A 25,926-nucleotide genomic window follows, 5' to 3' on the forward strand; every position below is an offset into this window, starting at 1 on the left:
TTCCGGCCCCTGATTAGCTGACCGAACAATCAGATATGCTCGCTGTCGTCCTATCAGCAACAACCGTGGCATCGGCGCGCATGATTCAGCAAGATCCGGGCCATGGGGACGAGACCACGGGACCTCCGCACCATCGCCGTACACGCCGGTCGCGACGACCTGACCGCGCTCGGGGTACACGCACTCCCGATCGACTCTCGACCACCAACCCGCTGCCCGGCATCGAGCAGGGCGGCGAATCCTATGAGGCGCTGGCAACCGGCGGACCGCCGTCCGAGGGCGGCTCGGTCTATGGACGGCTGTGGAACCCGACGGTGGCGCGCTTCGAGTCCGCGCTCGCCGAGTTGGAGCATGCCGAGGCGGCGGTGGCCTTCGCCACCGGGATGGCGGCGTTCTCTGCCGCCCTGCTCGCCTTCACGGGAACGACCGGGCGGCGCCACGTGATCGGTGTGCGGCCGCTGTACGGCGGTACCGATCACCTGCTCGCCACCGGACTGCTCGGCACCGCGGTGACCTTCTGTCGTCCGGACCAGGTCGCCGCGTCGGTGCGCTCCGACACCGCCCTGGTGGTGATGGAGACGCCGGCGAACCCGACCTTGGAGTTGGTCGACATCCGTGCGGTGGCCGAGCAGGCCGGTGCGGTGCCGGTGCTGGTCGACAACACCTTCGCCACCCCCGTGCTGCAGAACCCGCTCGACCACGGTGCCGCCTTGGCGCTGCACAGCGCCACCAAGTACATCGGCGGCCATGGCGACGTGATGGGCGGCGTCCTGGCCTGTTCGGACGAGCTGGCCGAGCGGATCCGTCCGATCCGGGCGATCACCGGCGCGATTCTGCACCCGCTGGCCGGCTACCTGCTGCACCGCGGCCTTGCCACGATGCCGCTCCGGGTGCACGCCCAGCAGGAGACAGCGATCCAGGTCGCCCAGTGGCTCACCGGCCACGCAGGGGTCGCGGAGGTCTTCTACCCGGGTCTGCACGGGGACCCGTCCGGCCTGATCGGCAGCCAATTGCGCGGCACCGGGGCGATGGTCTCGATCCGGCTGGCCGGCGGCTTCGCGGCGGCCGAACGGCTCACCTCGCGGGTGCGGCTCTTCACCCACGCGGTCTCTCTCGGCGGCGTCGACTCGCTGATCGAGAGCCCCGCCGCGCTGACCCATCGGCCGGTGACCGCCGACGCCAAACCGGATTCGGGCCTGGTCCGGATGTCGATCGGGCTGGAGAGCGCCGACGACCTGATCGCCGACCTCGCCTGCGGGCTGCACCCGAACTGACCGAAAGGGACGTCGCCGTGACCGACCACCGAGACGACGAACTGGGCCAGTTCGAGACGTCCACCCAGCTGAATCCACCGAGCGCGAACTCCCGTCCGCTGACCGCGTCGTCCGGCGAGTCCGCGCTGAGCGAGATCTCCCAGCGGGTGCTCTGGCTGGCCACCGCGATGATCGACGCAGCCAACCGCGGCCGGCGCAACCCCGACGGCGTCAAGGTCGGCGGACACCAGGCCTCGTCGGCGTCCATGGTCGGAATCATGACCGCGCTGTGGTTCTCCGAACTCACTGCGCTGGACCGGGTCTCGGTCAAACCGCACGCTTCGCCCGTGCTGCACGCGATCAACTACCTGCTCGGCGAACTCGACGAGTCGTACCTGCCGACGCTGCGCTCGCTCGGCGGCCTGCAGCCGTACCCGTCGCGGGCGAAGGATCCCGACACCGTCGACTTCTCCACCGGCTCGGTCGGCATCGGAGCGACCGCCCCGATCTGGGCTGCGTTGGCGCATCGGTACTTGTCCGACCGCTTTCCGGAGACTCCGCCGGCCGGCCGGTTCATCTCGCTGCTGGGCGACGCCGAAATGGACGAGGGCGCGGTCTGGGAGGCGATCATCGATCCCGAGGTCCGCCAGCTCGGCGAGGTGGTCTGGATCGTCGACCTGAACCGGCAGTCGCTCGACCGGGTGATTCCCGACGTCCAGATCGAACGGCTGCGGGGCATGTTCGCCGCCGCCGACTGGCAGGTGCTCAGCTGCACCTGGGGACGGCGGCTGCGGGCCGCGTTCGCGGCGTCCGGAGGGGAGGTGTTCGAGGCCCGGATGCGCCGAATGCCGAACGAGGAGTACCAGCGCCTGCTGCGGGCGCACCCCGACGAGGTGCGCCGCCGGCTGCTGGCCGGCATGTCCGCGGAGGACGCCGCCACCCTCGAAGCGCTGCTCGCCGGCCACGACGACTTCGAGCTCGCCGAACTCGTCCGTGACTTGGGCGGACACGATCTGGAGGAGCTGCGCTCCACCTTCGCGGAGATCGACGACCGCCGCCCGACGGTGATCTTCGCCTACACCATCAAGGGACGCGGCCTCGCCCTCGAAGGCCACCCCAGCAACCACGCCGCCCAACTCACCCTGGCGCAGATGCAGGACCTCGCCGAGGCGTCCGGGATGTCGCTGGACGCGCCCTGGGCACGATTCGAGCCCGGCACCGAGGCAGCACGGATCTGTGCCGACGCAGCCGTCCGGCTCACCCGCGAGCCGATCCGGCAGGCCGCCGTGGCGGACGTGCCGCGCGAGTTCGAGTGGCGGCACAAGGCGGTCGCCTCCACGCAGGCCACCCTGGGCCACTTCCTCTCCGACCTGCGTCGCGCCGCCCCAGAGGTCGCCGCCCGGGTGGTCACCGCCAGCCCCGACGTGGCGAGTTCGACGAACCTCGGCGGCTGGATCAACAAGACCGGCGTGTGGTCGCTGGCCGGCCGGCAGGACTGGTTCAGCGACGACCGGGAACGGCTGCTGAAGTGGCACGAGAACGCCGGTGGCCAGCACATCGAACTCGGCATCGCCGAAGTCAACCTGGTCGGCCTGGCCGCCGAGCTCGGCCTGACCGGCGCCCGCTGGGGTCAGCCGCTGCTCCCGATCGCGACGCTCTACGACCCGTTCATCAACCGGGCGCTGGAGCCGTGGACGTTCGGCCTGTACGCGGGCGGCCGCTCGATCGTGATCGGGACGCCGTCCGGGGTCACCCTGGCACCCGAAGGCGGTGCCCACCAGTCCATCAACACGCCGTCGGTGACCATGGAGATCCCCGGGCTGACCAGCTGGGAGCCCGCGTTCGCCCAGGATCTGGAGTGGACGATGCTGCAGGCGATCCGGGATCTCAACGGCCCGGACGGCTGCTCGGCCTACTTCCGGCTGTCCACCCGGCCGGTCGATCAGTCGCTGGCCAGGATCCCGGACGACCCGTTGCTGCGGGAACGCCGTCGTGCCGACGTGCTGGCCGGCGGCTACCGGTTGAGCACACGCCCCGCGTCCGATGACCAGGTGACCCTGGTCGGTGCCGGTGCGATCATGACCGAGGTGTGTGCCGCGGCCGATCGGCTGGGACGGCTCGGCGTCCGCGTCGGTGTGGTCTGCGTGAGCAGTCCGGGACTGCTGTTCCAGGCCCTGCGGGCTCGCACCCGGGTCACCGCCAGCACCCGCTCAGGCATTCTGGAACGGCTCTTCCCGGCTGACCACCCGGCCCCGCTGGTCACCGTGATGGACGCTCACCCGCACACCCTTGCGTTCCTGGCCGGCGTCCGTGGCGACCGCACCCACACTCTCGGCGTCACCGCGTTCGGTCAGGGCGCCAGCGTCACCGACGCCTACCGGCTGCACGGGATTGACGCCGAAACCATCGCCTCGGCAGCGCTGGACCTGTGCGGCCGCTGACGCCAACTGGTAGAACGCTGCGGTGCGCGCAATCGTCTACGACCAGGTCGGAGCGGCCCCCAGGCTGACTGACGTGCCCGAACCGGAGTGTCCCTCCGGCGGCGCGCTGGTGGCGGTCCACGCCACGGGCGTGTGCCGGTCCGACTGGCATGCCTGGCGCGGCCACGACCCGGTGCCGCTGGCCGAACATTCCCGGCCACGAATTCGCCGGCGCGGTGGCGGCGGTCGGCTCAGGGGTGACGCGCTTCAACGTGGGTGACCGGGTCACCGCGCCGTTCGTGAACGGCTGCGGGCGCTGCACCTGGTGCCGCTCCGGGCAGGCCCAGGTCTGCCCCGACCAGTCCCAGCCGGGCTTCACCCATCCGGGATCGTTCGCCGAGCTGGTCGCCGTCCGGGCAGCCGACTTCAACCTGGTCCGGCTCCCGGACGCGGTGGATTTCGTCACCGCTGCCGGCCTCGGCTGCCGGTTCGCCACCGCCTATCACGCGTTGACCGCGCAGAGCCGGCTGGCGTCGGGGGACTGGCTGGTGGTCTTCGGCTGTGGCGGGGTCGGGCTGTCGGCTGTCCTGCTCGGCGCGTCCGCGGGTGCCCGGGTGATCGCGATCGACCCGTCCGAGGCGGCGCGCCGGTGGGCGTCCGAGCTGGGGGCTGAGGTCACCCTCGACCGGGCCGACCCGGCGGCCCTACAGGCGCTGACCGGCGGGGGAGCGCACGTCACGATGGACGCCCTCGGCTCGGGCGCGATCGTCGATGTTGCCGTCCGCAGCCTGCGCCCGCGTGGCCGGCACGTCCAGGTGGGGCTGATGCTCGGCGACCAGTCAACCGCGGCAGTGCCGTGGGGCGCCGTGGTGGCCCGGGAACTCCAGGTCGTCGGCAGCCACGGGATGCCGGCCGCGGACTATCCGGCGATGCTGGAGTTGATCGGCACCGGACGCGTCGACCCGGGACGGCTGGTCGGGCGGGTGGTGGACCTGTCCCGGGCCGGGGTCGAACTGATGGCGATGGACGCCCCGGCCTTGTCCCCGGGCATCACCGTGGCCACGCTCTGAGCGATCAGGTCTGAGCGGTCAGCCGGCCTCGATGAACTCCAGGATGTCGGCGTCCAGCTGCTCCTGGTAGCTGCCGAACACGCCGTGCGGTGCGCCCGGATAGACCTTGAGCACGCCGTCGCTGACCAGGTTGATGGACTTCTCGGCCGCCGCGGCGATGGGCACGATCTGGTCGTCGTCGCCGTGCGCGATCAGGATCGGCACCTTGAGCGCCCTCAGGTCGTCGGTCTGGTCGGTCTCGCTGAATGCCTTGACGCAGTCGTAGGCGGCGGCGAGATTGACCAGCATGCCCTGCCGCCAGAAGTCGTCGACGGCGCCTTGTGACACCTGGGCACGGTCGCGGTTGAAGCCGTAGAACGAGACGGCCAACTCCCGGTAGAACTGCGAACGGTCGCGGAGCACACCGGCGCGAATGTCGTCGAAGACCTCGATCGGCGTCCCGTCGGGATTGTCCGCGGAGCGCACCATGATCGGCGGCACGGCACCGACGGTCACCACCTTCGCGACCCGGTGCGCGCCGAACTGGGCGGCGTAGCGGACCACCTCCCCACCGCCGGTGGAATGGCCGATCACTACCACGTCCTCCAGATCGAGGTGCTCGACGAGTTCGGCGAGATCCTTCGCATACGTCGTCATGTCGTTGCCCTGGTAGGTCTTCGACGAGCGTCCGTGGCCGCGCCGGTCGTGCGCGATGACCCGGTAACCGGCGTCGGCGAAGATCTTCAGCTCGACCTGCCAGGCGTCCGAACTCAGCGGCCACCCGTGGCTGAGCACGATCGGCCGGCCCGAACCCTGCTCGGTGTAGTAGATCTCGGTCCCGTCGGCGGTGGTGAGAAACGGCATCAGGGCGCCTTTCGGTCAGTGGTGGAATCGGCGGATGAAGTCGAGCGCGACCCGGGCAACCTCGGGCCAGCCGTGATCGATGGTCAGCGAATGGCCGCGGTCGGCGATCTCGACGATCTCGGTGACGCCTGGGTTCTTCGCCTGCTGTCGATAGGTGGCGCGGGTGATCGCCAGCGGCACCGTGGTGTCGTTCGCGCCGGCGATGACCAGCAGTGGGCCGCGATCGGGATTCTTCACGTTCACGGTCACCTCGTTGTGGAACGGGTTGAAGTTGGCCACGGCAGCCTGGAACAACGGCACCCCGGACGCGGCGACGTGGTAGTCCTCGTACAGCTGGCGCGCCTCGGCCTCGTCCAGATTGTTCGCCCAGCCGAAGCAGAACTGTTCGAAGGTGAGCGCGATCGCGCGATTGCGGTTGGCCGGGTTGCCCAGCACCGGCGCGGCCGACTTCAGCGAGGACGCCGGCAGCGGCAGCACGCCGCGGAACGGTGCGTTGTCGATGGTGACCGTGGCCACGGACGCGCCCTCGCCGGCGATCTTCTGGGCGATCAGGCCACCGAACGAGTGGCCGACCACCGCGGGCCTCGCGGTCAGCTCGGAGATCGCCGCCAGGTAGTGGTCGGTGACCTGCTGGACCATCTTGTGCGCGAACACGTCCGGATCGGCCCGGGCCACTTCGACACTCGGCGGATCGTCCGGCCAGCCGGGCGCGATCGTCGCGTACCCGGACGCCTCGAACAGTTCGCGCCACGGCGTCCAGCTGCTCGACAACAGCCACAGCCCGTGCACGAACACCACCACCGGTTTGCCGCTCGCGTTCGCGGCGGCGACCTCCTCGCGTTCCCACTGCACCACGTCCGACATCTCCGGTCTCCTCTTCGTGTCTGTCCGTCGCTACTTCGAAGGCTAGGAACCGGCCGCCGGCGCTGTCCTCGGCATCGGACGCACTTCGGTGGGCGATCCGTGCACCGACGCCGGAGCGAGATCCGCCCGCAACTCGCGGGGTGAGACTCCCAGCGTCGCCCGCAACGTGCGGGCGAACGTCGAGTAGTCGGCGAACCCGGACAGCCGGGCGATCTCGGCGAGGGGACGGTTGCCGAGCACCGGATCGGCGAGCAGCTGGCGCGCTCGGGTGATCCGTCGCCCGCGGATGTGGTCGCCGAGCGAGACCCCTCGGCTCCGCAGCACCACATAGAGGTAGCGCACCGAGATCGCATGCGCGCGGGCGATCATCGCCGCCGACAGCTCCGGATCGGCCAGGTGCAGATCGATGAACAGCATCAGCCGCTCGGCCAGCGACAGCGCGAGAGCGGAGCGCAGCCGGTTCTCGTCGCGCAGCACCGTCGCGATCAGCACCCGCACCATCTCCCGGGTGACCGGTGCCAACGCGTCCATCGACGTCCGCTGATCGAGTGCCGCGCGCGCAGTCGAGCCGAGGAACGCGGCGATCACCTGAAGCAGCGGATCGCGGGCCGACAGCGCGAGCGCGGTGGCCCCGGCGACCACGCCCGGGTCGAGTCCGAGGTCGGCGATCTCGATGCTGACGGTGTGCTGCGCGGACTCCCATTCCTGACGGGTGGCGAACGGCAGAGTGTTGGTGCTGAGGACGAGGTCGCCCGGACGCGGCGCCGCGGAGCGTCCATCCTGCTCGAGTACCACGTGTCCGGAGCGCTCCAGGTGGATCGTCACCTGCTCGGGCAGCGCGCTGTCGGCGGCAGGCCCGCGTCGGACGATGCCGGTAGCGCCGCTCACCCGGAACCCTTCCACCACGCCGAACGCCGTCTGGACGCGATGGAACTCCGCCATCGGCGCGTCCGCCCGGCTCAACTCCAGCCGCATCGGAATCGGGTACGAGCCGAACGCGTCCCGCAACAGCTCGACTCGTGCACCAGCGGGTACTCCGGCAAGGCTGAACACGCGCATGGTCGCTCCTCCAGATGGCTCCGCGACTGCCACGTCCTACGCCATCACGCCGTCGGGACGAACGCAAGAGGTGCGGCTCATCCCTCGGTTGCCGGACCGTATCTCCGTATCGGTTGATACGGGTGTACGGGTCGCTTATCGTGGCGAGATGAAGACGACCATCGAGCTACCCGATGCACTGGCCGACGAGGCCCGCCGACTCGCACGCGAGACGGGCACGACGCTGCGCGAACTGGTGATCAGCGGACTGCGCCACGAACTGCGGGTCGGCCGGGAGACGCCGCGGGTCGACTTCGTCTTCCCGACCTTCGCAGGCTCCGGGCTGGTGGCGGAGTTGTCGCCGGAATCGGTCGTCGCGCGCTCCTACGGCCTGCCCGGATGATCGCGCTCGACACCAACATCCTGGTCTACGCCCACCGCGCGGACTCTCCGCACCACGCCGCCGCCCAGCGGGCACTGCACCGGGCGATCACCGGCCGCTCGGCGGTGGGCGTCCCGTGGCCGGTGCTGCACGAGTTCCTGGCGATCGTCACGCATCGCCGGATCTACCAGCCGGCCACCCCGATGCCGGACGCGCTGGCCGCGGCCGAGGCGTTGACCGGCGCGCCCGGGGTTCACCTGCTCGGCGAGGGCGCGGACCAGCTGCCGCTGCTGAGTGAGCTGCTGGCGTCGGGGACCGCGACCGGTGCACGCGTCCACGACGCCCGGATCGCGGCCATCTGCCTCGCCCACGGGGTGGACGCGCTGTGGAGCGCCGACCGCGACTTCTCCTGGTTCCCGCAGCTGAAGGTGGTCAACCCGCTGTCATGATCCCTGCGGGCCGCCGTCGTCGGGCACGGATTCGTGGTGCCGGACGCCGTGCGAGCGGCGGTCCTCTTTCATCTCGGCCTCGAAGATGTGCCGCCGGCCGGCCAGCAACTCGTCCCGGACGCGGGCCTCAAGGTTCCGGAACACCGACCAGTAGGTGTCGTCGTACTCCTCGACGACCTGGAAACTCCACCGCCCCTCGATGATGTTGCGACCGATCAACTCGCGCCGCAGCAGGTCGGCCAACTCGCCGTGCCCGGCCGCCCGCAACTCTTCGACGGCATCGCCGAGGGTCAGGTCGGCCGATCCGCAGAGCCGGTGGAAGGCGTACAGGTGACCGCGGGCGTCCTCCACCTTCTCCAGCGCCTCCGACAACTTGCCGACCGCCGCCACGGTGGCGTCGTCCACACCCTCCGGACGCCGATGCTGCTCGATCGGCCGCTCCCGCTCAGGCGTCCCTACTGTCGGATCCATGCCGCCAACTCCTTCGCCGGCGCGCTCGCCGGAGGTACCCGGGCGAAGAACGCCGACGTCCGCCAGTCGGAGATGGCTTCGTCGACGTCCTCGGTTAAGTGCCCTTCGACATGGCTCGCCAACTGCTCCTGGCCGTGTGCTCGCGCCCACGCCGCCGTCGCCTCAACGCCCTGGGGGACGAGCAGCGCACTGTCGATGTAGGAGTGGGTGTCGAAGTCGATGCTCTTCGCCGCCCAGACCAGCCCGCTGTCGGCGGGCTCGCCGAGCACGAACAGCAGCCAGCAACAGGCCAGCAGCACGTCGCCGCACCCGCCCCGTCGGGCACTGACGTGGTCGATCTCCGCACGGGTCAGGGCTCGGATGAGTGCCGCGTCGCCCGGGCAGCAGTGGGACAACAATGCCGCCACCAGAGCCGCGCGGACCTCGGCGCCGTCCAGTCCGGCGACGGCGGGCAGCTCGGTGGGGTTGGCCCGGGCGGCGGTCAGCAGGAGCATGCCGGAGGTCACGACGGCAGCCTACGACTATGCAGCCATTCGGCATCGTTCCAGCCGACCGGACGTGCGCCAACCGGCGGAAAGCTCAGCTCGGGATCGTCGGACTGGACCAGGCAGACCATCGGACGGCCAGCCAGTGCGGCACCGCGGGCCTGGACGGCGAAGATGTCGAGCAGGGCGAAGGCGGCCTTCGGGTGGCGATGGGTGAAGGCGTCGTAGTGCCACAGCAGCAGCGCCAGCCCGCGCGCCTCGGGATCGCTGCCGTAGCTGCCGGCGGCGACGTCGCTGAGGCAGTCGTTCAGCGCGTCCAGGTTGCGTCCGTAGTAGCCGGGAAAGTCGAGTAGGCGGGCGAGCGCGTCGTGCATGCCGGACGGCTCGCGCCAGCTCCCCGCGTCGGTCGCCCGGACGTCGTAGCCAAGTCCGCGGAGGCCGTCCGCCGCCTCGGTCAGCAGCGCGGGCCGCCAGAACATCGTGACGTACGGGTCGGTGAGGAGTCGGTTGTCCATCGCTACCGGGTGAAGGTCAGGTGGGTGACACCGGCCGCCGACGAGGTGGCTTCGATCCGGTAGTCGTCGAGGATCTCCAGGCCGTCCCAGAGCCGGACGCCGCGGCCGAGCAGGATCGGGGCCACCACGATGTGCAGGTGGTCCACCAACCCGGCGGCGACGAACTCGCGCACGGTGGTCACGCCGCCGCCGAGCCGCACGTCCTGACCGTCGGCCGCCTCGCGGGCGGCATCCAGCGCCTCGGCCGGGGAGGCGTTCAGGAAATGGAAGGTGGTGCCACCCTCCATCTCGATGGACGGCCGCGGCCGGTGGGTGAGCACGAACACCGGGGTGTGGAACGGCGGGTTCGAACCCCACCAGCCCTGCCAGTCGGCGTCGTCCTGCCAACCCGGGTAGCCGAATTTGCCGGCACCCATGATCTCGGCGCCGATGCCCGGAGCGAATTGCCTGGCGAAGGCGTCATCGACCCCCTCGCCGCCGCCTTCGCCCCACCAGCGGGTGCCGAACATCCATTGGTGCAGCCGCTCGCCGGCGTGCCCGAACGGTGCCTCGAGGGACAAGTCCTCGCCGGTGCCGAAGCCGTCCAGGGAGATCGAGAAGTTGTGGACGCGGAGCCGGGCCATCGCGATTCCTTCCGCCGGGAGCACAGAACGGAACCGATCGTACGCACCTACCCCGACACCCGCTCGTACTCCTCGATCAGCACCCCGGAGCCGAACCGCCGGGTGTCGACCAGCCGGAACGGGCGGTTGGCCGCCGGCGCCGAGCCGAACAGCGGAATGCCCGAACCCAGCACCACCGGGTTCCGCTTCAGGATCAGCCGGTCGATCTCGGGTAGCAGGGCGCCGGCCAGCTGGCCGCCGCCGCACAGGTAGATCGCCGCGCCGTCCTCGCGCTTGAGTGCGCGGACGGTGGTCAGGGCGTCGTCGGTGAACGTCACCCCGTCGACCGACGGACGCCGCGTCCGGGTCGCCACGTACTCGCGCAGGTGCGCGTACGGCCGCTCGATGCCGACCGAGTAGGCGATCGCGTAGCTGTTCCAGCCCTGGATGACGGTGTCGAACCGGGTGCCCGGTGCCGACCTGCCGAGCGCGGCCAGCACATGCGCGGGCACTGCGTCGGCGAACTCGCCGGCCAGGACCTCCATGTGGTCGCCCTCGGCCAGGAACGCGTCGTAGCCGCCGTCGGGGTCGGCGACGAAGCCGTCGATGGACACCGCGACGTAGTAGACCAGTTCACGCATCGCCTGCTCCTATCACTACAGTTGTCGTGATTGAACGTTACCACGACAACCGTCGTGGTTGTCGATAGGGTGGACGGATGGTGCGCAACTCCGAACGCCGGATCCAGCTGGCCGACGCCGCCGTCCGCGTGCTGGCTCGCCAGGGATCGCGCGGACTCACCCACCGGGCGATCGACACCGAGGCGGACGTGCCGCGAGGCACCGCGTCCAACTACTTCGCCACCCGCGACGAGATCGTCGAGGCGATCCTGGCCCGGATCGGCGAACGGCTCACTCCCGACCCGGACGTGCATGCCGGACTGGCCCGGCGTCCACCCGGACGCGAGCTGTTCGCCGCCTACCTGCGCGACATCGTGCACCGGCTGACCGGCGACCCCGACGCCACGCTGGCCCTGTTCGAACTGCGGCTGGAGGCCGCCCGGCGGCCGGCGGTGGCGGCCACGGTCGCGCAATGGCAGCGCGCCGGGCTGGACGCCGACGTCGCCTTCAACACCCGGGCCGGGCTGCCCGGCGGGCGCTGGGAGATCATCCTGTTCCACTACGCCCTCGACGGGTTGATCCTCGATCAGCTCACCGTCCCGATCGACGAGCGGGTGGCCGCCGACGAGGCGGTGGACGTGCTGGTGAACCGGCTGCTGCCACCCGATCCGAGCTAGCTGCGGCTCAGTGCACCACCGCGCCGAACCGCCTCGCCCACTCCCGGCGCGAGGTCTTTCCGGCATCGTTGCGGACCGGCTTGCGGACCAGCCGGACCACGGCCGGCGCCCCGGGCACCCAGCCGGCTCAGCGCCCAGGTGCGCAGTTCAGCGGGGGAGAGCGCTGAGCGGGCGATGTCGACGACCGCAGCCACCCGCTGCCCCCACTCCTCGTCGGGCAGGCCGAACGCCACGGCGCTGCGCACCGCCGGATGTGACTCCAGCACCCGCTCGACCTCGATCGGGTGGATCCGCTCGCCACCGCGGTGGATCACTTCGTCGATCCGGTCGATCAGGTAGAGGTAGCCCCGCTCGTCGATCCAGCCGACGTCGCCCAGAGTGTCCCAGCCGGACGACTCCCGCGCCGACTGCGTCCCCAGATAGCTGTAGGCGGGCGTCGCACCGCGACGCAGCCACACCGCGCCGGGCTGCCCGGGCCCGGCGAGCCCGCGCGGCGTCCGGGTCTGGATCTCGGTGCCGTGCACGGGACGTCCGACGCTGCCGGGGTGGTCCAGCCACTCGTCGCCGCGGATCATCGTCAGCCCGTTCGACTCGGCGCCGGTGTACACCTCGAGCACTCGTTCGGGACCCGCCCACTCCAGGAAGGCCCGCTTCAGGTCGGGCGCGCACCGGGCGCCCAGATGCAGGATCGTCTCCAGCCCGGCCAGCCGCTCCCGTCCGCGACGCGCCGCCGGCAGCCGCAGCAGGCGATGCATCATGCTCGGCAGCAGCATCGCCCAGGTGGCGCTGTGGGCCTGGACGGCGCCGAGCCAGTCCTGCTCGTCGAAGCGCCGCTGAATCACCAGCCGGTGCCCCGCGATCAGTCCGCCGAACGTGTGGCTGAAGACGGTGGCGTGGGTCATCGGTGCGGCGACCAGCTGGACGGCCGAAGCCGGCAGCAGCGGAACGGCTCGGACGACCGGCTCGAACCGGGCGGACGCCGTGGCCCGGACCACTTTGGGCACCCCTGTCGAGCCCGAGGTGGCCGCGGCCATCCACGACGATGCCGCCAGGTCGGGTAGCGACCCCGACCCGGCCGCCGCCTGCACGGTCGCAATCCAGGCGATGCCCGCGCCGCGGGGCGAGGCGCCGATCGCCGCGCGCGGACGCGCCGCCGACTCAACGGCTGTCCGGTCGGCATCGGTGAGCAGCGGCGACAGTGGCTGGGGGGTTGCTCCGGCCCGCCAGACCGCGGCGCAGGCGATGATGAAGTCGGCACCGTTCGGCAGCGTCACGGTGACCAGATCGTCATGCCTGACGCCGGCCCGGACCAGGTCATGCGCCATCCCGGTTGCGGCGTCGTCGAGCTGCCGGGCGGTCAGGGTGCGGTCTTCGGCGACCACCACGACAGCGTCCGGTGCCGCGAGCGCGCGATCGGCGACGATCCGCGAGATGGAGCGGCGCACTCCGCTCACCACCCGTGCCGCGGACAGGGGGGTGTCATGCGCCCAGTAGACCCAGCGCCTGTTACGGGGTTGCTACACGTGAGAGCCGATCGCGTTTCCGTCAGCTCGACGCGCTTCTGCCATGCAATATTGCATGTCTGCAAAGTTGCGGTACTGTAGCGATCGCGCCGCTGCACCCAGCGGCGTTTCCCATGCAAGGAGGAATGATGGCGACAGCCGTCAGCACCGAGGCCCCGAGCGCGTCCCAGACCGCGACGGAGCCGATCATGAGTCATCGCCAGATCACCCTGGTCATCTATGCGCTGATGGCGGGCATGTTCCTCAGCGCCCTCGATCAGACCATCGTCGGGACCGCGATCCGGACCATCGGCGACGACCTCAACGGCCTCGACCAGCAGGCCTGGGTGACCACCGCCTACCTGATCGCCGCCACCGTCACGACACCGCTCTACGGCAAGCTGTCCGACCTGTTCGGACGCCGTCCGCTGTTCATCCTGAGCATCACCATCTTCGTGGTCGGCTCGGCGCTGTCCAGCTTCGCCACTTCAATGCCGATGCTGGCCGCCTTCCGGGCCTTCCAGGGCCTCGGTGCCGGCGGCCTGATGTCGCTGCCGCTGGCCATCATCGGCGACATGCTGGCGCCCCGCGAGCGGGCCAAGTACCAGGGCTTCTTCCTGGCCACCTTCGGCATCGCGTCGGTGATCGGTCCGCTGGTCGGCGGGCTGTTCGCCGGTGCCGAGCAGATCCTGTGGATCACCGGCTGGCGCTGGGTGTTCCTGGTCAACGTGCCGGTGGGCATCGTCGCCGTCGTGATGGTGATCGCCTTCCTGCACCTGCCGCACACTCCGCACGCCCAGCCGCGGGTGGACTGGTGGGGCGCCGGGCTGGTGGTCGGCACGCTGGCCCCGATGCTGCTGGTCGCCGAACAGGGCCGCGAGTGGGGCTGGACGTCGCCTGCCGCACTGACCTGCTACGGGCTCAGCCTGGTCGGCCTGGTCGCCTTCCTGATCGTCGAGCGCCGGCTCGGCGCGGACGCGATCATTCCGCTGAGCCTGTTCGGCGCCAAAGGCTTCTCGGGCGCGATCGTGCTCAGCGTGCTGGTCGGCTTCGGCATGTTCGGCGCGATGATGACCATTCCGCTCTACCTGCAGATCGTCACCGGCCTGACTCCCACCGAGTCGGGCTTCGCCACCCTGCCGATGATGGCCGGCCTGATGCTCGCCTCGATCGGTAGCGGACAGATCGTCGCCCGCACCGGCAAGTACGCGATCTTCCCGATCTCGGGCACGGCGACCACCGCCGCCGGCTTCCTGATCCTGGCGTTCATCACCATCGACAAGCCGCTGTGGTACCTGATGGTGGCGATGTTCGTGATCGGCCTGGGCCTGGGCCAGCTGATGCAGACCCTGACCATGGCCGTCCAGGCAGCGTCGCCCGCCCGCGACATCGGGGTCGCGACCAGCTCGGCCACCTTCTTCCGGCAGATCGGCGGCACCCTGGGCACGGCGGTCATGCTGTCGATGCTGTTCAGCCTGCTGCCGCTCAACATCACCGCCTCGCTGAGCGATGAGCAGACTGTGACGGCAGCATTGGACGCCGCGCTCGACCCGGCCGTGGCGTCCGCGCCGAACAATGCTGCCATCATGGACCGGATGTGGAACCCGATCGTCGACAAGGTCAAGGACTCCATCGACGAGAACCTGGACAAGGCGACCGACAAGGTGAACAAGACGGTCGACGCCAAGCTGCGCGAAAAGGTGGCCGCGGCGGTGCACAAAGGCGCCGCCAAGGGTGCCGGCAAGCTGGCGGACGGTGCGTCCAAGCTGAGCACCGGCCTGGGCAAGCTGGCCGACGGCACCGGCGCGTTCGTCGGCGGTGTCGGCAAGATCGGCACCGGGGCCAAGCAGCTGTCTGCCGCGGAAGCCAGGCTGGCGGACGGCCTGGGCCAGCTCGGCGCTGCGTCGACGGTTGCCGGCGCCCAAGCCAAGAAGGCGACCTCCGACCTGGCTTCGCTGCGGACGGCACTGGCCACCCTGACCGCCGACCGGAAGTCCTGCGACGGCGGCGACTCCGCCGCCTGCGCCACGGTCGATGTCGATCAGCAGAAGGTGGACGCCGCCCTCACCACGCTGGCCACCAGCGTCGGCACCACCAACGGCTACCTGAACGGGGCCGGCGACAAGCCCGGGATCGCCACTGGCGTCGCACAGCTGGCCGGTGGTGCCAAGAAGGTCTCCACCGGGATCGCAGCCCTGGCCGACGGCGCCACCACTGCGGCCACCAAGGGCGGGCAGCTGACCACCGGCACCGGATCGGCCGCCAACGGCAGTGCCAAGCTGAGCGCGGGTGCCCGGAAGCTGTCCACGGTGGAGAAGGCGATCGACAAGCAAGTGGCCAAGCTCGCGCCCGAGGCTCGCCGCAAGGCACTGGAGAAGGTCGCGAAGGAGAAGAACCTGAGCGTGATCGACGGCCGGCTGGCGGTGGACTACGCCGACCCGGCGCAACGGCGGGCGATCGTCGACCAGATCGTCCCGAAGCTGCTCGACCAGATCAAGAGCGGCGACACCGAGCAGGTCAAGACCGACACCGGTGCCAGCGACACCTCGTTCCTGACCGGCGCCGACCAGCGGCTGACCAGGCCGTTCATGCTCGGCTTCAACACCTCGGTGGTCAGCCTGTACTGGGTCGGGCTGGGCGTGATGCTGCTCGCCTTCGTGGTCGCGCTGTTCTATCGCGTCCCGCCGCTGCGGACCCGCTCGGCGATGCAGGAGAGGTCGGAACTGTGACCGACCCCGTCGCCGAGCAGGCCTGCGGTTCGCTGCGGGAACGCAAGAAGCTGGCCACCCGGACCGCGATCCACCACACGGCGTTGCGCCTGGTGGTGGAGCGCGGTCCGGGCGGGGTGACGGTTGACGAGATCTGTGCCGAGGTGGGCATCTCGCCACGGACCTTCTTCAACTACTACCCGACCAAGATCGCCGCCGCCTTCGACCTGCTGGTCGCCGAGTTCACCGACGACCAGCGCAACGCCTTCCTGGCCGCCGGCAGTCATCTGCTCACCGATGTCTGCGATCTGGTCGCGGCCAGCGTGGAGCTGCCGACCGACTTCCCCCAGGTGAAGTCGCTGCTGAAGGAGCAGCCGGAACTGGGCATCGACTTCTGGAAGCAGACGGTGACCCGGCTACGTCCGTTGCTGGAGCTGCTGGAGCAGCGGATGGGCGACCCGCGGACCGCGCGGGCGGCCTTCATGGTGACGGTATCGGCGGTCAGCGCGGCGATGGCGCGTCCCGACGGCAGCCTGCAGACCCGGGACCGGCTGCTCGCCGAGCTGCGCCTCGTCCGCGACCTGACCGCCGAACTCCCCGACTGATCAGCCCTTCACGCAGAGCAGGGTCTGCAGCCGGGCGACCACCTCCACCAGGTCCACCTGGGCGGCGATCACCTGGTCGATGTCCTTGTAGGCACCGGGGATCTCGTCGACCACGCCGGCGTCCTTGCGGCACTCCACGCCGGCGGTCTGGGCTGCCAGGTCGTCGGTGCTGAACGTCCGCTTCGCCCGGGTCCGGGACATCCGGCGTCCGGCCCCGTGGCTGGCCGAGTTCAGCGACGCCTCGTTGCCGAGGCCCCGGACGACGTAGCTGCCGGTCCCCATCGAGCCGGGGATCAGGCCCAGGTCACCCCGGGACGCCCGGATCGCGCCCTTCCGGGTGACGATCAGCTCGACGCCGTCGTAGCTCTCCCGCGCCACATAGTTGTGATGACACAGAATCGGGTCGTCGAAGGCGACCGCACCCGCGTGCCAGCGCGCGAAGACGCCCTGCACGGTGGCCAGCATCAGGGTCCGCGAGAGCATCGCGTAGTCCTGCGCCCACCACAGGTCGTGCAGGTACGCGTCCATCTCGGACGTCCCGGCCAGGAACACCGCCAGGTCGCGATCGGGCAGGCCCAGGTTGTGCTCCAGGGTCTTCGCGGTCGCGATGTGCCGCTCGGCCAGCTCCTTGCCGATGTTGCGGCTGCCCGAGTGCAGGGTCAGCCACAGCCGCTCGTCACCCTCGGCGACGCACAGCTCGATGAAGTGGTTGCCGCCACCCAGCGAGCCGCACTGCGACAGCGCCCGGGACCGCCGGTCATCGATCCGAGCAGCCCGCAGGTCGCCGAACCGGCCGACCAGCGTGTCGAACCGGCCGCGCAGCCGGGCGTCGGTCCGCAGCACGGCCGCCTCGCCGTCGTTGCCCCGATAGCCGACCGGGACGGCGTCCTCGATCGCCAGCCGCAGGCCGTGCAGGTCGTCGGGCAGGTCGGCGAGCGTCAGGCTGCTCCGGACGGCGGCCATCCCGCAACCGATGTCGACGCCGACCGCGCTGGGGCTGACGGCGTCCCGCATCGCGATCACCGATCCCACGGTGGCGCCCTTGCCGAGGTGCACGTCCGGCATCACCCGGACGCGATCGACCCAGGGCAGCCGGGAGATGTTCCGCAACTGATCCAGGGCGGCGGGCTCGATGTCGTGCGGCTGCGCCCACATCAAGGTGTTGTCGTTCGCCGCGCCGGGCAGTGCGACGGGGAACTCGTTCATGATCGTGCTTCCTTCTGGTTGGCGTTCGGTGGATGTGCGGCGGGTACGAAAAAGCCGCCCGGCTCGGCAGGCGAGTGGGCGGCGTGACGTCCGATCCGGACGCGGAGAAATTCTCCGCGGATCAGGTCGGGGGCCCACTCGTACCCGGCCGGCGGTACGCGAAACCGGTGACGGGCAGCATCCGCTGCGGTCGCTTGATCGCGTTGTCCGGGCCGAACATGTGAGTCCCTCTCGTGAGGCCAGCCCTGCAGGCTAGCCTCGGACGGGGTAATCAGGCAAGTCGAGCCAGCACCTCTGCGAAGCCGTCAACGCCCTGGGCGCCGGCGGTGGCGTAGCGGCGTCCGTAGACCACGAACGGGACACCGGTGGCGCCCAGCGCACGACCCTCGTCCTCGTCGGCGCGGACGGCTTCGGTGTAGGCATCGCCGCCGAGCACCGTCCGGACGCGGCCGGCCTCGAGACCGACGGCGACCGCCGCCTCAACCAGTTGGTCGTGGTCGAACGGGTTTAGCGTGCCGGCGAAGTAGCCGTCCTGGACGGCGGTGAACAGCACGGTGCCGAGGCCCTGCTCAGCGGCGTAGTGCTGCAAACGGTGCACATCGAAGGTGCTCGCGGTAAGTCGCTCGGTGCTGAACGGCAGACCGTCGGCGGTGGCCAACGCAGCCACCCGCGCCTCCATCGCGCGGACCTGCTCGGGCGAACCTCCGTACTTGGTCGCCAGATGCTCGAGAATGTGTTCCGGATCCTGCTGCGCACGCGGATCGAGTTCAAAGGACCGTATCCGCACCTCGAACCGTGCCGCGTCCGGACGCCGGGCGACAGCGGCCTGTAACCGGTGCGTGCCCAGGTAGCACCATGGGCACACCAGATCGCTCCACACCTCGACCAGCACGGGTTCGTCGCCTGCATTCGCCACGTCTGGGCACAACCTCGGGTATCGCCGGAACATTCCAGCCGGACAGTAGAGTGCAGGCGCCGGTGGACCGGCTCAGGAGGAGATGTGCGAATCGTGGTACCGGAATCCGTGCCGGTGTGGGCGGTCGGCTTGTCGGTCGTCCTGACAGTGCTCGCCGCCTGGCTGTTCAGCGAACTCGCGCGCTGGTTGTTGCGCGACCGGGCGCGGCTCAGCCGTTCGGCGGGGATCGTGATATCGATGCTCGGCACCGCCGCTGGGCTGCTGCTCACCGGCTCGCTCTGGCCGGAACTGCCGCTGTGGCATCTGCTGACCATCGCGATTGTGCTCGGTCTGTCGGTCGCCGGGATCGCCGGCTACGCGGCGATCGCCGCGCACTTCCAGCGGCCGCAGCGAGCGACGCTCGCCGAATTGGTCGTCGCGGGGGAGTCGGCGCTGGTCGAGTTCAAGTCGACCGCCCGGGTCAACCTGCACACCGGCAAGCGCGACGACCGGATGGAACTGGTGGTCGCCAAGACGATCTGCGCCTTCCTCAACGCCGACGGCGGCTCGCTGGTGATCGGGGTGGACGACTTCGGCAGACCGCTGGGGCTGGCCGCCGACTTCGCCACCCTCAAGGCGCCGGACGCCGACCGCTTCGAACTGTGGCTGCGCGACCACCTGACCACGTCGCTCGGGCAGAACGCCGCGGCCATGGTGGAGGTCGACTTCGGCACCTTGCTCGGCGCGGAGCCGGAGGCGGACGGCGGGGTGCTGGTCTGCCGGCTCAGCTGCCGCCCGTCCCCGCGCGCGGTCTACCTGCGACCGGGACGCAACGCCGCACCCGAGCTGTGGGTACGGACCGGGAACTCGACCCGTCAACTCGGCGTCGATGAGGCCACTGAGTACGCGATGCACCGCTGGCCGCTGAACATCGGCTCGACAATCGCCGCCCAGCTCCGCGCCGCCGTCCGGTTCTCCGAGGACCGCTGACCGTCAGCTGAGCGCCTTGGCCTTCAGCTTCTCGTACTCCGCATCGCTGATCGTGCCGGCGTCCAGCAGCGACTTGGCCCGGGCGATCTCGTCCGACGGGCTACCGGCCACCGAGCGGATGTACTCCTCGGCGGCGGCCTTGCTCTGCTGGGCCTGGGCCAGCGATCGCTCGGCCATTCCGCCGCCGCGGACGATCAGGTAAATCAACGCGGTGAGGAAAGGGAAGAAGATCAGGCAGATTATCCAGACCGCCTTGATGCCACCGCTCAGGGAACGATCACGCATCACGTCCCCGACGATCGAGAACAGAGCGAACAAGTAGGAAATGAAGATGATCAGGGTCAGCGTGTACCACACGATGCTGCCGAGATTGGACCAGAATTCAGGCATGGATGAGTTCCTTCTTCGGGGGATCGCCGATGTCGGCGAACTGTGCGGACAGCCTAGCCACGCGCATGGTAAGAAGTGACCGGAACCGATTATGGATACGATCCGGAAAGGAGCGGAATGGTGACTGAGCGTCCTCGCACCCGACCGGCCTGGTACCGGCGGCGGCTGGCGGTCGCGGCGCCTACCGCGCCCTCCAGCGATCCGGCGGCTGATCGCCGGGCCGCCCTGGCCCGGCTGGCGACGTTGACCGTCGCGGATGCCGAGCTCCCGGAGGCCACCCGGACCCGGTTGCTGGAGCCGGACGCCGCGGCGCCGGTCACCGTCGTGATCTGGCACGGCTTCACCAATGCCCCCTCGCAGTTCATCGCCGTCGCCCAGCAGCTGCGGGACGCCGGCTACCGCGTCCTGCTCCCGCGGATGCCGCACCATGGCCTGCCCGACCTGTTGAATCGCGAGCTGTCGACGCTCACCGAGGCCGAGCTCGTCGCTCATGCGGACGCCTGCATCGACATCGCGGCCGGGCTGGGCGAGGAGGTCTGGGTGGTCGGGCTGTCAGCCGGCGGCATCATGGCGGCCTGGGCCGCCGCGACGCGTGACGAGGTGAGCCGGGCGCTGATCATGGCGCCGCTGGTGGCGCCGAAGGGCTTCCCGATGCCCGCGGTGCGGCTGTGCGTCAAGTTCCCGCGGATCGTCCCGCGGATGTACATGTGGTGGGATCCACGGGTCAAGGACGCCCTCACCGACAACAACAGCCCGTATGCGTATCCGGGCTTCCCGCTGCCGGGTGTGGTGCCGTTCCTGCACCTGTCCGAGTCGTTGTTCGACGGCACGGTCGCTGTCGAGCACCAGTTGGAGCGGGTCGTCGTCGTCACCAACCAGTGCGACCTCGCCGTTCGTCAGGACGCCGCGGCGGACTTCGCGACCGAGGTGTTCGCGGGCTCGGCCGGCTACTTCGGCGAGGCGCACATCGACCCGGAACTGCATTGGACGCACGACTTCGTCGATCCCTGGTCGCCGGCGGCGGGAACGACCGAGCAGGTCACCGCGATCCTGCGGGCCGGACTCGGCATCGGCGAGCCGGCGGCAACCGGGGTGCTGGTGCCGCCGCTGGTCGCCGCCGGCTGAGCGAGCCGCCGGCTCAGTCGAACCGGCGGCGTCCCTTGTTCTTCTTCGGACGCGCCGACGCGGGTGCGAGTTCGATCAGCTTGCCCGAGATGCGGGTGTCGCGCAGCGCGTCCCAGACCTCGCGGGGCAGGGACGCCGGCAGTTCGACCAGTGAATGGTCGGGCCGGATGTCGATGTGCCCGAAATCGGCGCGACGCAGACCGCCCTCGTTGGCCAACGCCCCGACGATGTGCCGTGGCGTCACCCGGTGCCGCTTGCCGACCGCGATCCGGTAAGTGGCCAGCGCGGGGCCGCCGGAGACCTCCCGCTGCGGACGTGTCGGGCGGACCTCCCGGTCTGGGTCGAGCAGCAGCGGCTCGTCGCCCTGGGCGCGCAGGGCCAGCGCGGCCGCGACGTCCAGTTCGGGTACGTCGTACTCGTTGACGTAGTGCGCGACCACCTGCCGGAACAGCTCCAGCCGCTCGGAGCCGAGGGCCTCGGTGATGGCGTCGTCGAACCGGCTCAGCCGGGTGGCGTTGACGTCGTCGGCGGTCGGGATCGGCATCGGTTCCAGCGTCTGCCGGGTGGCCCGCTGGATGCTGGCCAGCAGGTGCCGCTCGCGCGGGGTGACGAACGAGATCGCCTCGCCGCTGCGGCCGGCCCGCCCGGTGCGTCCGATCCGGTGCACATAGGATTCGGTGTCGGTCGGAATGTCGAAATTCACCACATGGCTGATTCGGTCCACGTCCAACCCGCGCGCGGCGACGTCGGTGGCCACCAGAATGTCGAGCTTGCCGGACTTGAGTTGGCCGATCGTTCGTTCGCGTTGCGGCTGCGCCATATCGCCATTGATCGCGGACGCCGAGAATCCACGGGCCTGCAACTTCTCGGCCAGAGTTTCGGTCTCGTTCTTGGTCCGGACGAAGACGATCATGCCCTCGAAATTCTCCGTTTCGAGAATCCGGGTGAGGGCGTCCACCTTTTGCGGATAGGACACCATCAGATGCCGGTGCCGCACGTTGGTCGCGGTGGCGGTGCGGCCACGCAGGATGATCTCTTCCGGATCGCGCAGATAGGTGCTGGACAGCCGCCGGATCGCCGGCGGCATGGTGGCTGAGAACAGCGCCACCTGCTTCTCGGCGGGAGCCGCCGACAGGATGGTTTCGACGTCCTCGGCGAAGCCCATGCTGAGCATCTCGTCGGCCTCGTCGAGCACCAGCAGTCGCAACTCCGACAGGTCGAGGGTGCCCTTGTCGAGATGGTCCATGATCCGCCCCGGCGTGCCCACCACGACCTGGACGCCGCGGGCCAACGCGCTCAGCTGGACACCGTAGCCCTGCCCGCCGTAGACCGGCAGGACATGGATGCCCGGCAGCGCGGACGCGTACGACTGGAACGCCTCGCAGACCTGCACCGCCAGCTCCCGGGTGGGCGCCAGCACCAGCGCCTGCGGCGCCCGGCCCCGCTTGGGGTCGACCAGCTGCAGGGCCGGCAGTGCGAAGGCGGCGGTTTTCCCGGTGCCGGTCTGGGCCAGCCCCACGACGTCGCGCCCGCTCAACAGCAGCGGAATGGTCGCGGCCTGGATCGGCGTCGGGTTCTCGTAGCCGAGCTGGTGCACGGTGCGGAGCAGCCGGTCGTCCAGGCCGAGATCGTCGAAACCGGTCGTGGCGGAGTCTGGGACCGTGGAATCAGTGGAGGACACCCCCTGACCGTAGTGCACCCGATCCCAGACTCCGGCCGGTCAGTGCCCGCCGGGCACGAATCCGTCGTCCATGTCCTCCAGCGCCAGGCCCTTGGTCTCGTGAACGAACCGCAGCACGAAGAACAACGACAGCAGTGCGAACAGGGCATACACGCCGTACGCCAGCCCGAGAGAGAGGTCCTTCAGGCTCGGAAAGGTGACGGTGACCACCCAGTTCGCCGTCCACTGGGCGAAGCCGGCCACCGACAGCGCGGCACCGCGGTACATGTTCGGGAACATCTCGCCGAGCATGATCCACATCACCGGCCCCCACGACATGCCGAAGGCGATGACGAAGATGTTGGCCGCGGCCAGCGCCACCGGACCCATCGAGCCCAGCTGCGGGACGCCGTTGACCACGGGCGCCGTGCCGAAGATGAAGGCCATCGCACCCAGCGCCACCGCCATCCCGATCGAGCCGATGATCAGCAGCGGACGCCGTCCGGCCCGGTCGACCGCAGCGATCGCGATCAGCGTCGTGACGATGTTGGTGACCGAGGTCAGCACCGTGATGATGAACGAGCTGGACTCGTCGAAGCCGACCGCCTCCCACAGGATGTTGGAGTAGTAGAAGATCACGTTGATGCCGACGAACTGCTGGAAGACCGCCAGCCCGACGCCCACCCAGACGATCGGGTACCAGCCGCCCTTGGGCGATTTGAGATCCGCCATCGACGGCTTGTGCTCGCGCTTGAGCGAGTCCTGGATCTTCTGGACGGTCTCGCCGGCACCGACGCCCAGCACCTTGACCAGGATCCGCTGGGCGGCTGCCGGGTCCCCCTGGGCCACCAGGAAGCGCGGCGACTCCGGAATCGTCAGCGACAGCACGCCGTAGGCGATGGCCGGGATGAACATCATGATGAACATCCAGCGCCACGCCTCGAGCCCGAGCCACAGCATGTTGGACGAGCCGCCCGCCGCATGCGCCAGCAGGTAGTCGATCAACAGCGAGACGAAGATGCCGCTGACGATCGCCAGCTGCTGCAGCGAGCCCAGCCGGCCGCGGATGTGCGGCGGTGAGATCTCGGCGATGTAGGCCGGTGCGATCACCGAGGCGATACCGACGGCGACGCCGCCGACGACCCGGAAGACGACGAACAGGGCAAGGCTGTTCGCCAGGCCACATCCGATGGCCGATATGAAGAACAGCACGGCCGCGATCTGCATCACCCGCAGCCGGCCGATCCGATCGGCGATCCGGCCCCCGGTGAAGGCACCGGCGGCGGCGCCGATCAGGGCGGCCGCGACGGCGAAGCCCAGCGGCCCGGGGGCCACCTCGAAGTGCTTCTCGATCGCGCTTACGGCACCGTTGATGACCGCGGAGTCGTAGCCGAAGAGCAGACCGCCGAGGGCGGCCACCGAAGCGATCCGGACGACGCCGGACCCCTTCGGAGTTGTCACAGAGTTCGATCCAGACATCGATGTCTCCCTTCGTTGGGTTCATGGACCGCTGGGCGAGAACCCGCCCGGTGATCTAGTCCTGAACGTAGGGGATCTGGTTAGTATTCGCCACATGAAACCACAACATGTCTTGGGTATCGACATCGGCGGGACCGGGATCAAGGGTGCTCTCGTCGATCTTGCGGCAGGGGATTTCGTCGGTGAGAGGTTCCGGATCGAGACCCCGGCGAAGTCCACGCCGGACAACGTCGCCGAGGTGGTCGCGCAGATCGTCGACCACTTCTCGGCCGATCTGGGCGACGGTCCGGTCGGCATCACCTTTCCCGCCGTGGTTCAGCACGGCACCACGCTGTCCGCGGCCAACGTGGACGCGTCCTGGATCGACGCGCCGGCCGAGAAGATCCTCGCCGAACACCTGGGCCGTCCGGTGGTGTTGGTCAACGACGCCGACGCCGCCGGCATCGCCGAGGTCAAGTACGGCGCGGCCAAGGACGCCGAAGGGCTCGTCATCGTGACCACCCTGGGCACCGGCATCGGCAGCGCCATCGTCTACAACGGCGTCCTGATCCCCAACTCGGAGCTCGGCCATCTGGAGATCGACGGCTACGACGCCGAGAAGCGGGCCGCGGCCAGTATTCGCACCAAGGAGGGCCTCAGCTACGACGAGTACGTGCCGCGGCTGCAGCGCTACTACGAGACCGTCGAGTTCCTGTTCACGCCGGACCTGCTGGTGGTCGGTGGCGGGGTGAGCAAGAAGGGCCACAAATTCCTGCCGAAGCTGAAGTTGCGGACGCCGATCGTGGCCGCCCAGCTGCAGAACCGGGCGGGCATCGTGGGTGCGGCCTGGATCGCGGTGAACGGCTGAGCCGTCAAGCCTTCCAGAACCCGGAGAAAGTGATCCGCGACTTCGGCAGGCCGGCGCGATGGAGCGTCCGGCGTCCCTCGGTTGCCAGGCCGGACTCACCGACGACGAAGGCATAGGACGCCTGGTCGGGCGCCTCGACCGCCCGCAGTGCCCGCAGTGCCGCGGCCCCGGCCAGTTCACCGGACGCCTCGCGCGGCACCCAATGCACGGCGACGCCGTCCGGGGCGTCCACCTCGATCACGTCGCCGTGCGCGGGCACCTCGATGATCGCGGTGCCCACCGCATCGGCCGGCAGGTCACGCAGGATGCCTCGCACAGCCGGCAGCCCGCTCTCGTCGGCCACCAGCAGGTAGTCGCTGGTGTCCTGGGGCGGATCGAACAGCACGCCCTGGTCGAGAATGCCCACCGGGCTGCCCGGCGCGGCGGCGACCGACCAGGCCGCGACACCCGACAGCGAGCCCTGATGCCAGTGCAGCACGACGTCGATGTCCAGTTCAGCGTGATCGCCGAGGTGCCGGTAGCCGGCCACGGTGTAGTTGCTGCAATGCGGGCGATGCTCGTCGGGGATCGCCAGATACGACTTCCACCACAGCCGCCCCTGGACGTCCGGCAGCCGCAGTTCGGTCTGGGCCGCGAGCGGGAAGAACAGCCGGAACCAGTGGTCGAGGCCTTGCCAGTCGAACCTCGCCAGCTCGTCGGAGGCGATCGTCACCCGTTGGAAGGAGGGCGAGATCCGTTCGGTGCGCACCACCGAGGCGGTGAACATCGCCGGATCCTCCGGCATCAGACGGGGGTTGGTGGCCATGGCAGGTCCTCTGGTTTTGGTTAGG

At 69.8% G+C, this 25,926-nt stretch carries 26 protein-coding genes; 11 read left to right on the forward strand and 15 right to left on the reverse strand.

The features are described 5' to 3' along the window. The first annotated feature begins 80 nt into the window (after positions 1–80). From QM711_RS02965 to QM711_RS02975, 3 genes are all read left to right on the forward strand, one after another. Positions 81–1,274, forward strand: coding sequence for a trans-sulfuration enzyme family protein (locus QM711_RS02965; protein WP_415096217.1), 1,194 nt, complete (start codon positions 81–83; stop codon positions 1,272–1,274). A 17-nt stretch (positions 1,275–1,291) separates the two neighbouring features. Then, entirely contained in the window at positions 1,292–3,694 is a 2,403-nt protein-coding gene (locus tag QM711_RS02970) for a transketolase-like TK C-terminal-containing protein (RefSeq protein ID WP_415096218.1), read from the forward strand. 149 nt (positions 3,695–3,843) lie between these two features. Beyond that, positions 3,844–4,743, forward strand: coding sequence for a zinc-binding dehydrogenase (locus QM711_RS02975; RefSeq protein ID WP_415096219.1), 900 nt, complete (start codon positions 3,844–3,846; stop codon positions 4,741–4,743). 18 nt (positions 4,744–4,761) lie between these two features. Here QM711_RS02975 and QM711_RS02980 read toward each other — a convergent pair whose 3' ends face one another. The 3 genes from QM711_RS02980 to QM711_RS02990 are packed head-to-tail and all read right to left on the reverse strand — an operon-like array spanning position 4,762 to position 7,509. Next, positions 4,762–5,586 carry an alpha/beta fold hydrolase gene (locus QM711_RS02980; protein ID WP_415096220.1) on the reverse strand — a complete coding sequence of 275 codons (825 nt, stop codon included), beginning with the start codon at positions 5,584–5,586 and terminating at the stop codon, positions 4,762–4,764. 15 nt (positions 5,587–5,601) lie between these two features. Further along, positions 5,602–6,450, reverse strand: coding sequence for an alpha/beta hydrolase (locus tag QM711_RS02985; RefSeq protein WP_415096221.1), 849 nt, complete (start codon positions 6,448–6,450; stop codon positions 5,602–5,604). Between the two features lie 42 nt (positions 6,451–6,492). Beyond that, a complete protein-coding gene (locus tag QM711_RS02990) occupies positions 6,493–7,509 on the reverse strand; it encodes a helix-turn-helix domain-containing protein (RefSeq protein ID WP_415096222.1) in 1,017 nt (338 codons plus the stop codon). 148 nt (positions 7,510–7,657) lie between these two features. Between QM711_RS02990 and QM711_RS02995 the strand changes: the two genes are divergently transcribed. Together QM711_RS02995 and QM711_RS03000 are read left to right on the forward strand one after the other, a co-directional pair. Further along, positions 7,658–7,891 carry a hypothetical protein gene (locus QM711_RS02995; protein WP_415096223.1) on the forward strand — a complete coding sequence of 78 codons (234 nt, stop codon included), beginning with the start codon at positions 7,658–7,660 and terminating at the stop codon, positions 7,889–7,891. Then, the gene (locus QM711_RS03000) at positions 7,888–8,319 is read left to right on the forward strand and encodes a type II toxin-antitoxin system VapC family toxin (protein ID WP_415096224.1); all 432 of its coding nucleotides are present in this window, start codon (positions 7,888–7,890) and stop codon (positions 8,317–8,319) included. The genes QM711_RS02995 and QM711_RS03000 overlap by 4 nt, the downstream gene beginning before the upstream one ends. Here the strand turns inward: QM711_RS03000 and QM711_RS03005 are convergent. Genes QM711_RS03005 through QM711_RS03025 form a run of 5 tightly spaced genes read right to left on the reverse strand, consistent with a single transcriptional unit; the run spans position 8,314 to position 11,033 of the window. Further along, a complete protein-coding gene (locus tag QM711_RS03005; protein WP_415096225.1) occupies positions 8,314–8,790 on the reverse strand; it encodes a hypothetical protein in 477 nt (158 codons plus the stop codon). The two genes, QM711_RS03000 and QM711_RS03005, sit on opposite strands and share 6 nt — an antisense overlap. Further along, a complete protein-coding gene (locus QM711_RS03010) occupies positions 8,775–9,296 on the reverse strand; it encodes a hypothetical protein (RefSeq protein ID WP_415096226.1) in 522 nt (173 codons plus the stop codon). The genes QM711_RS03005 and QM711_RS03010 overlap by 16 nt, the downstream gene beginning before the upstream one ends. Beyond that, the gene (locus QM711_RS03015) at positions 9,293–9,790 is read right to left on the reverse strand and encodes a barstar family protein (protein WP_415096227.1); all 498 of its coding nucleotides are present in this window, start codon (positions 9,788–9,790) and stop codon (positions 9,293–9,295) included. The genes QM711_RS03010 and QM711_RS03015 overlap by 4 nt, the downstream gene beginning before the upstream one ends. Positions 9,791–9,792: 2 nt before the next feature. Beyond that, positions 9,793–10,413 (reverse strand): dihydrofolate reductase family protein, encoded by a 621-nt coding sequence (locus QM711_RS03020; RefSeq protein ID WP_415096228.1) that lies wholly within the window; start codon positions 10,411–10,413, stop codon positions 9,793–9,795. A 47-nt stretch (positions 10,414–10,460) separates the two neighbouring features. Further along, positions 10,461–11,033, reverse strand: a complete 573-nt coding sequence (locus QM711_RS03025; RefSeq protein ID WP_415096229.1) for a dihydrofolate reductase family protein — start codon at positions 11,031–11,033, stop codon at positions 10,461–10,463. A 77-nt stretch (positions 11,034–11,110) separates the two neighbouring features. Here QM711_RS03025 and QM711_RS03030 point away from each other — a divergent pair, with 77 nt between their 5' ends. Further along, the gene (locus tag QM711_RS03030) at positions 11,111–11,689 is read left to right on the forward strand and encodes a TetR/AcrR family transcriptional regulator (protein WP_415096230.1); all 579 of its coding nucleotides are present in this window, start codon (positions 11,111–11,113) and stop codon (positions 11,687–11,689) included. Here the strand turns inward: QM711_RS03030 and QM711_RS03035 are convergent. Then, positions 11,686–13,134: an AMP-binding protein gene (locus QM711_RS03035; protein ID WP_415096231.1), complete on the reverse strand. Its 1,449-nt coding sequence runs from the start codon at positions 13,132–13,134 to the stop codon at positions 11,686–11,688. The two genes, QM711_RS03030 and QM711_RS03035, sit on opposite strands and share 4 nt — an antisense overlap. Positions 13,135–13,340: 206 nt before the next feature. Here QM711_RS03035 and QM711_RS03040 point away from each other — a divergent pair, with 206 nt between their 5' ends. Together QM711_RS03040 and QM711_RS03045 are read left to right on the forward strand one after the other, a co-directional pair. Then, positions 13,341–15,920: a DHA2 family efflux MFS transporter permease subunit gene (locus QM711_RS03040; RefSeq protein WP_415096232.1), complete on the forward strand. Its 2,580-nt coding sequence runs from the start codon at positions 13,341–13,343 to the stop codon at positions 15,918–15,920. After that, complete coding sequence (locus QM711_RS03045; RefSeq protein ID WP_415096233.1) at positions 15,917–16,504, forward strand: TetR/AcrR family transcriptional regulator; 588 nt, start codon at positions 15,917–15,919, stop codon at positions 16,502–16,504. Before QM711_RS03040 ends, QM711_RS03045 begins: the two co-directional genes overlap by 4 nt. Here the strand turns inward: QM711_RS03045 and QM711_RS03050 are convergent, their stop codons facing one another. Together QM711_RS03050 and QM711_RS03055 are read right to left on the reverse strand one after the other, a co-directional pair. Next, positions 16,505–17,710, reverse strand: a complete 1,206-nt coding sequence (locus QM711_RS03050) for an RtcB family protein (protein ID WP_415096234.1) — start codon at positions 17,708–17,710, stop codon at positions 16,505–16,507. Between the two features lie 271 nt (positions 17,711–17,981). Then, complete coding sequence (locus QM711_RS03055; protein WP_415096235.1) at positions 17,982–18,626, reverse strand: DsbA family oxidoreductase; 645 nt, start codon at positions 18,624–18,626, stop codon at positions 17,982–17,984. Between the two features lie 93 nt (positions 18,627–18,719). Between QM711_RS03055 and QM711_RS03060 the strand changes: the two genes are divergently transcribed. Continuing rightward, positions 18,720–19,595, forward strand: a complete 876-nt coding sequence (locus QM711_RS03060; protein ID WP_415096236.1) for a helix-turn-helix domain-containing protein — start codon at positions 18,720–18,722, stop codon at positions 19,593–19,595. A 3-nt stretch (positions 19,596–19,598) separates the two neighbouring features. Here the strand turns inward: QM711_RS03060 and QM711_RS03065 are convergent, their stop codons facing one another. Beyond that, entirely contained in the window at positions 19,599–19,985 is a 387-nt protein-coding gene (locus QM711_RS03065) for a PLDc N-terminal domain-containing protein (RefSeq protein WP_415096237.1), read from the reverse strand. A 120-nt stretch (positions 19,986–20,105) separates the two neighbouring features. Here QM711_RS03065 and QM711_RS03070 point away from each other — a divergent pair, with 120 nt between their 5' ends. Continuing rightward, positions 20,106–21,110 carry an alpha/beta hydrolase gene (locus QM711_RS03070; protein ID WP_415096238.1) on the forward strand — a complete coding sequence of 335 codons (1,005 nt, stop codon included), beginning with the start codon at positions 20,106–20,108 and terminating at the stop codon, positions 21,108–21,110. Between the two features lie 13 nt (positions 21,111–21,123). Here QM711_RS03070 and QM711_RS03075 read toward each other — a convergent pair whose 3' ends face one another. Further along, the gene (locus QM711_RS03075; protein ID WP_415096239.1) at positions 21,124–22,791 is read right to left on the reverse strand and encodes a DEAD/DEAH box helicase; all 1,668 of its coding nucleotides are present in this window, start codon (positions 22,789–22,791) and stop codon (positions 21,124–21,126) included. A gap of 39 nt (positions 22,792–22,830) precedes the next feature. Then, positions 22,831–24,231, reverse strand: coding sequence for a sugar porter family MFS transporter (locus tag QM711_RS03080; protein ID WP_415096240.1), 1,401 nt, complete (start codon positions 24,229–24,231; stop codon positions 22,831–22,833). Between the two features lie 112 nt (positions 24,232–24,343). Between QM711_RS03080 and ppgK the strand changes: the two genes are divergently transcribed. Then, positions 24,344–25,096, forward strand: coding sequence for a polyphosphate--glucose phosphotransferase (gene ppgK, locus QM711_RS03085; RefSeq protein ID WP_415096241.1), 753 nt, complete (start codon positions 24,344–24,346; stop codon positions 25,094–25,096). A 4-nt stretch (positions 25,097–25,100) separates the two neighbouring features. Here ppgK and QM711_RS03090 read toward each other — a convergent pair whose 3' ends face one another. Continuing rightward, complete coding sequence (locus tag QM711_RS03090; RefSeq protein WP_415096242.1) at positions 25,101–25,901, reverse strand: siderophore-interacting protein; 801 nt, start codon at positions 25,899–25,901, stop codon at positions 25,101–25,103. Positions 25,902–25,926: the final 25 nt, after the last annotated feature.

Origin of the sequence: Micropruina sp., assembly GCF_047602385.1 — a bacterium.
Lineage (GTDB): Bacteria > Actinomycetota > Actinomycetes > Propionibacteriales > Propionibacteriaceae > Micropruina.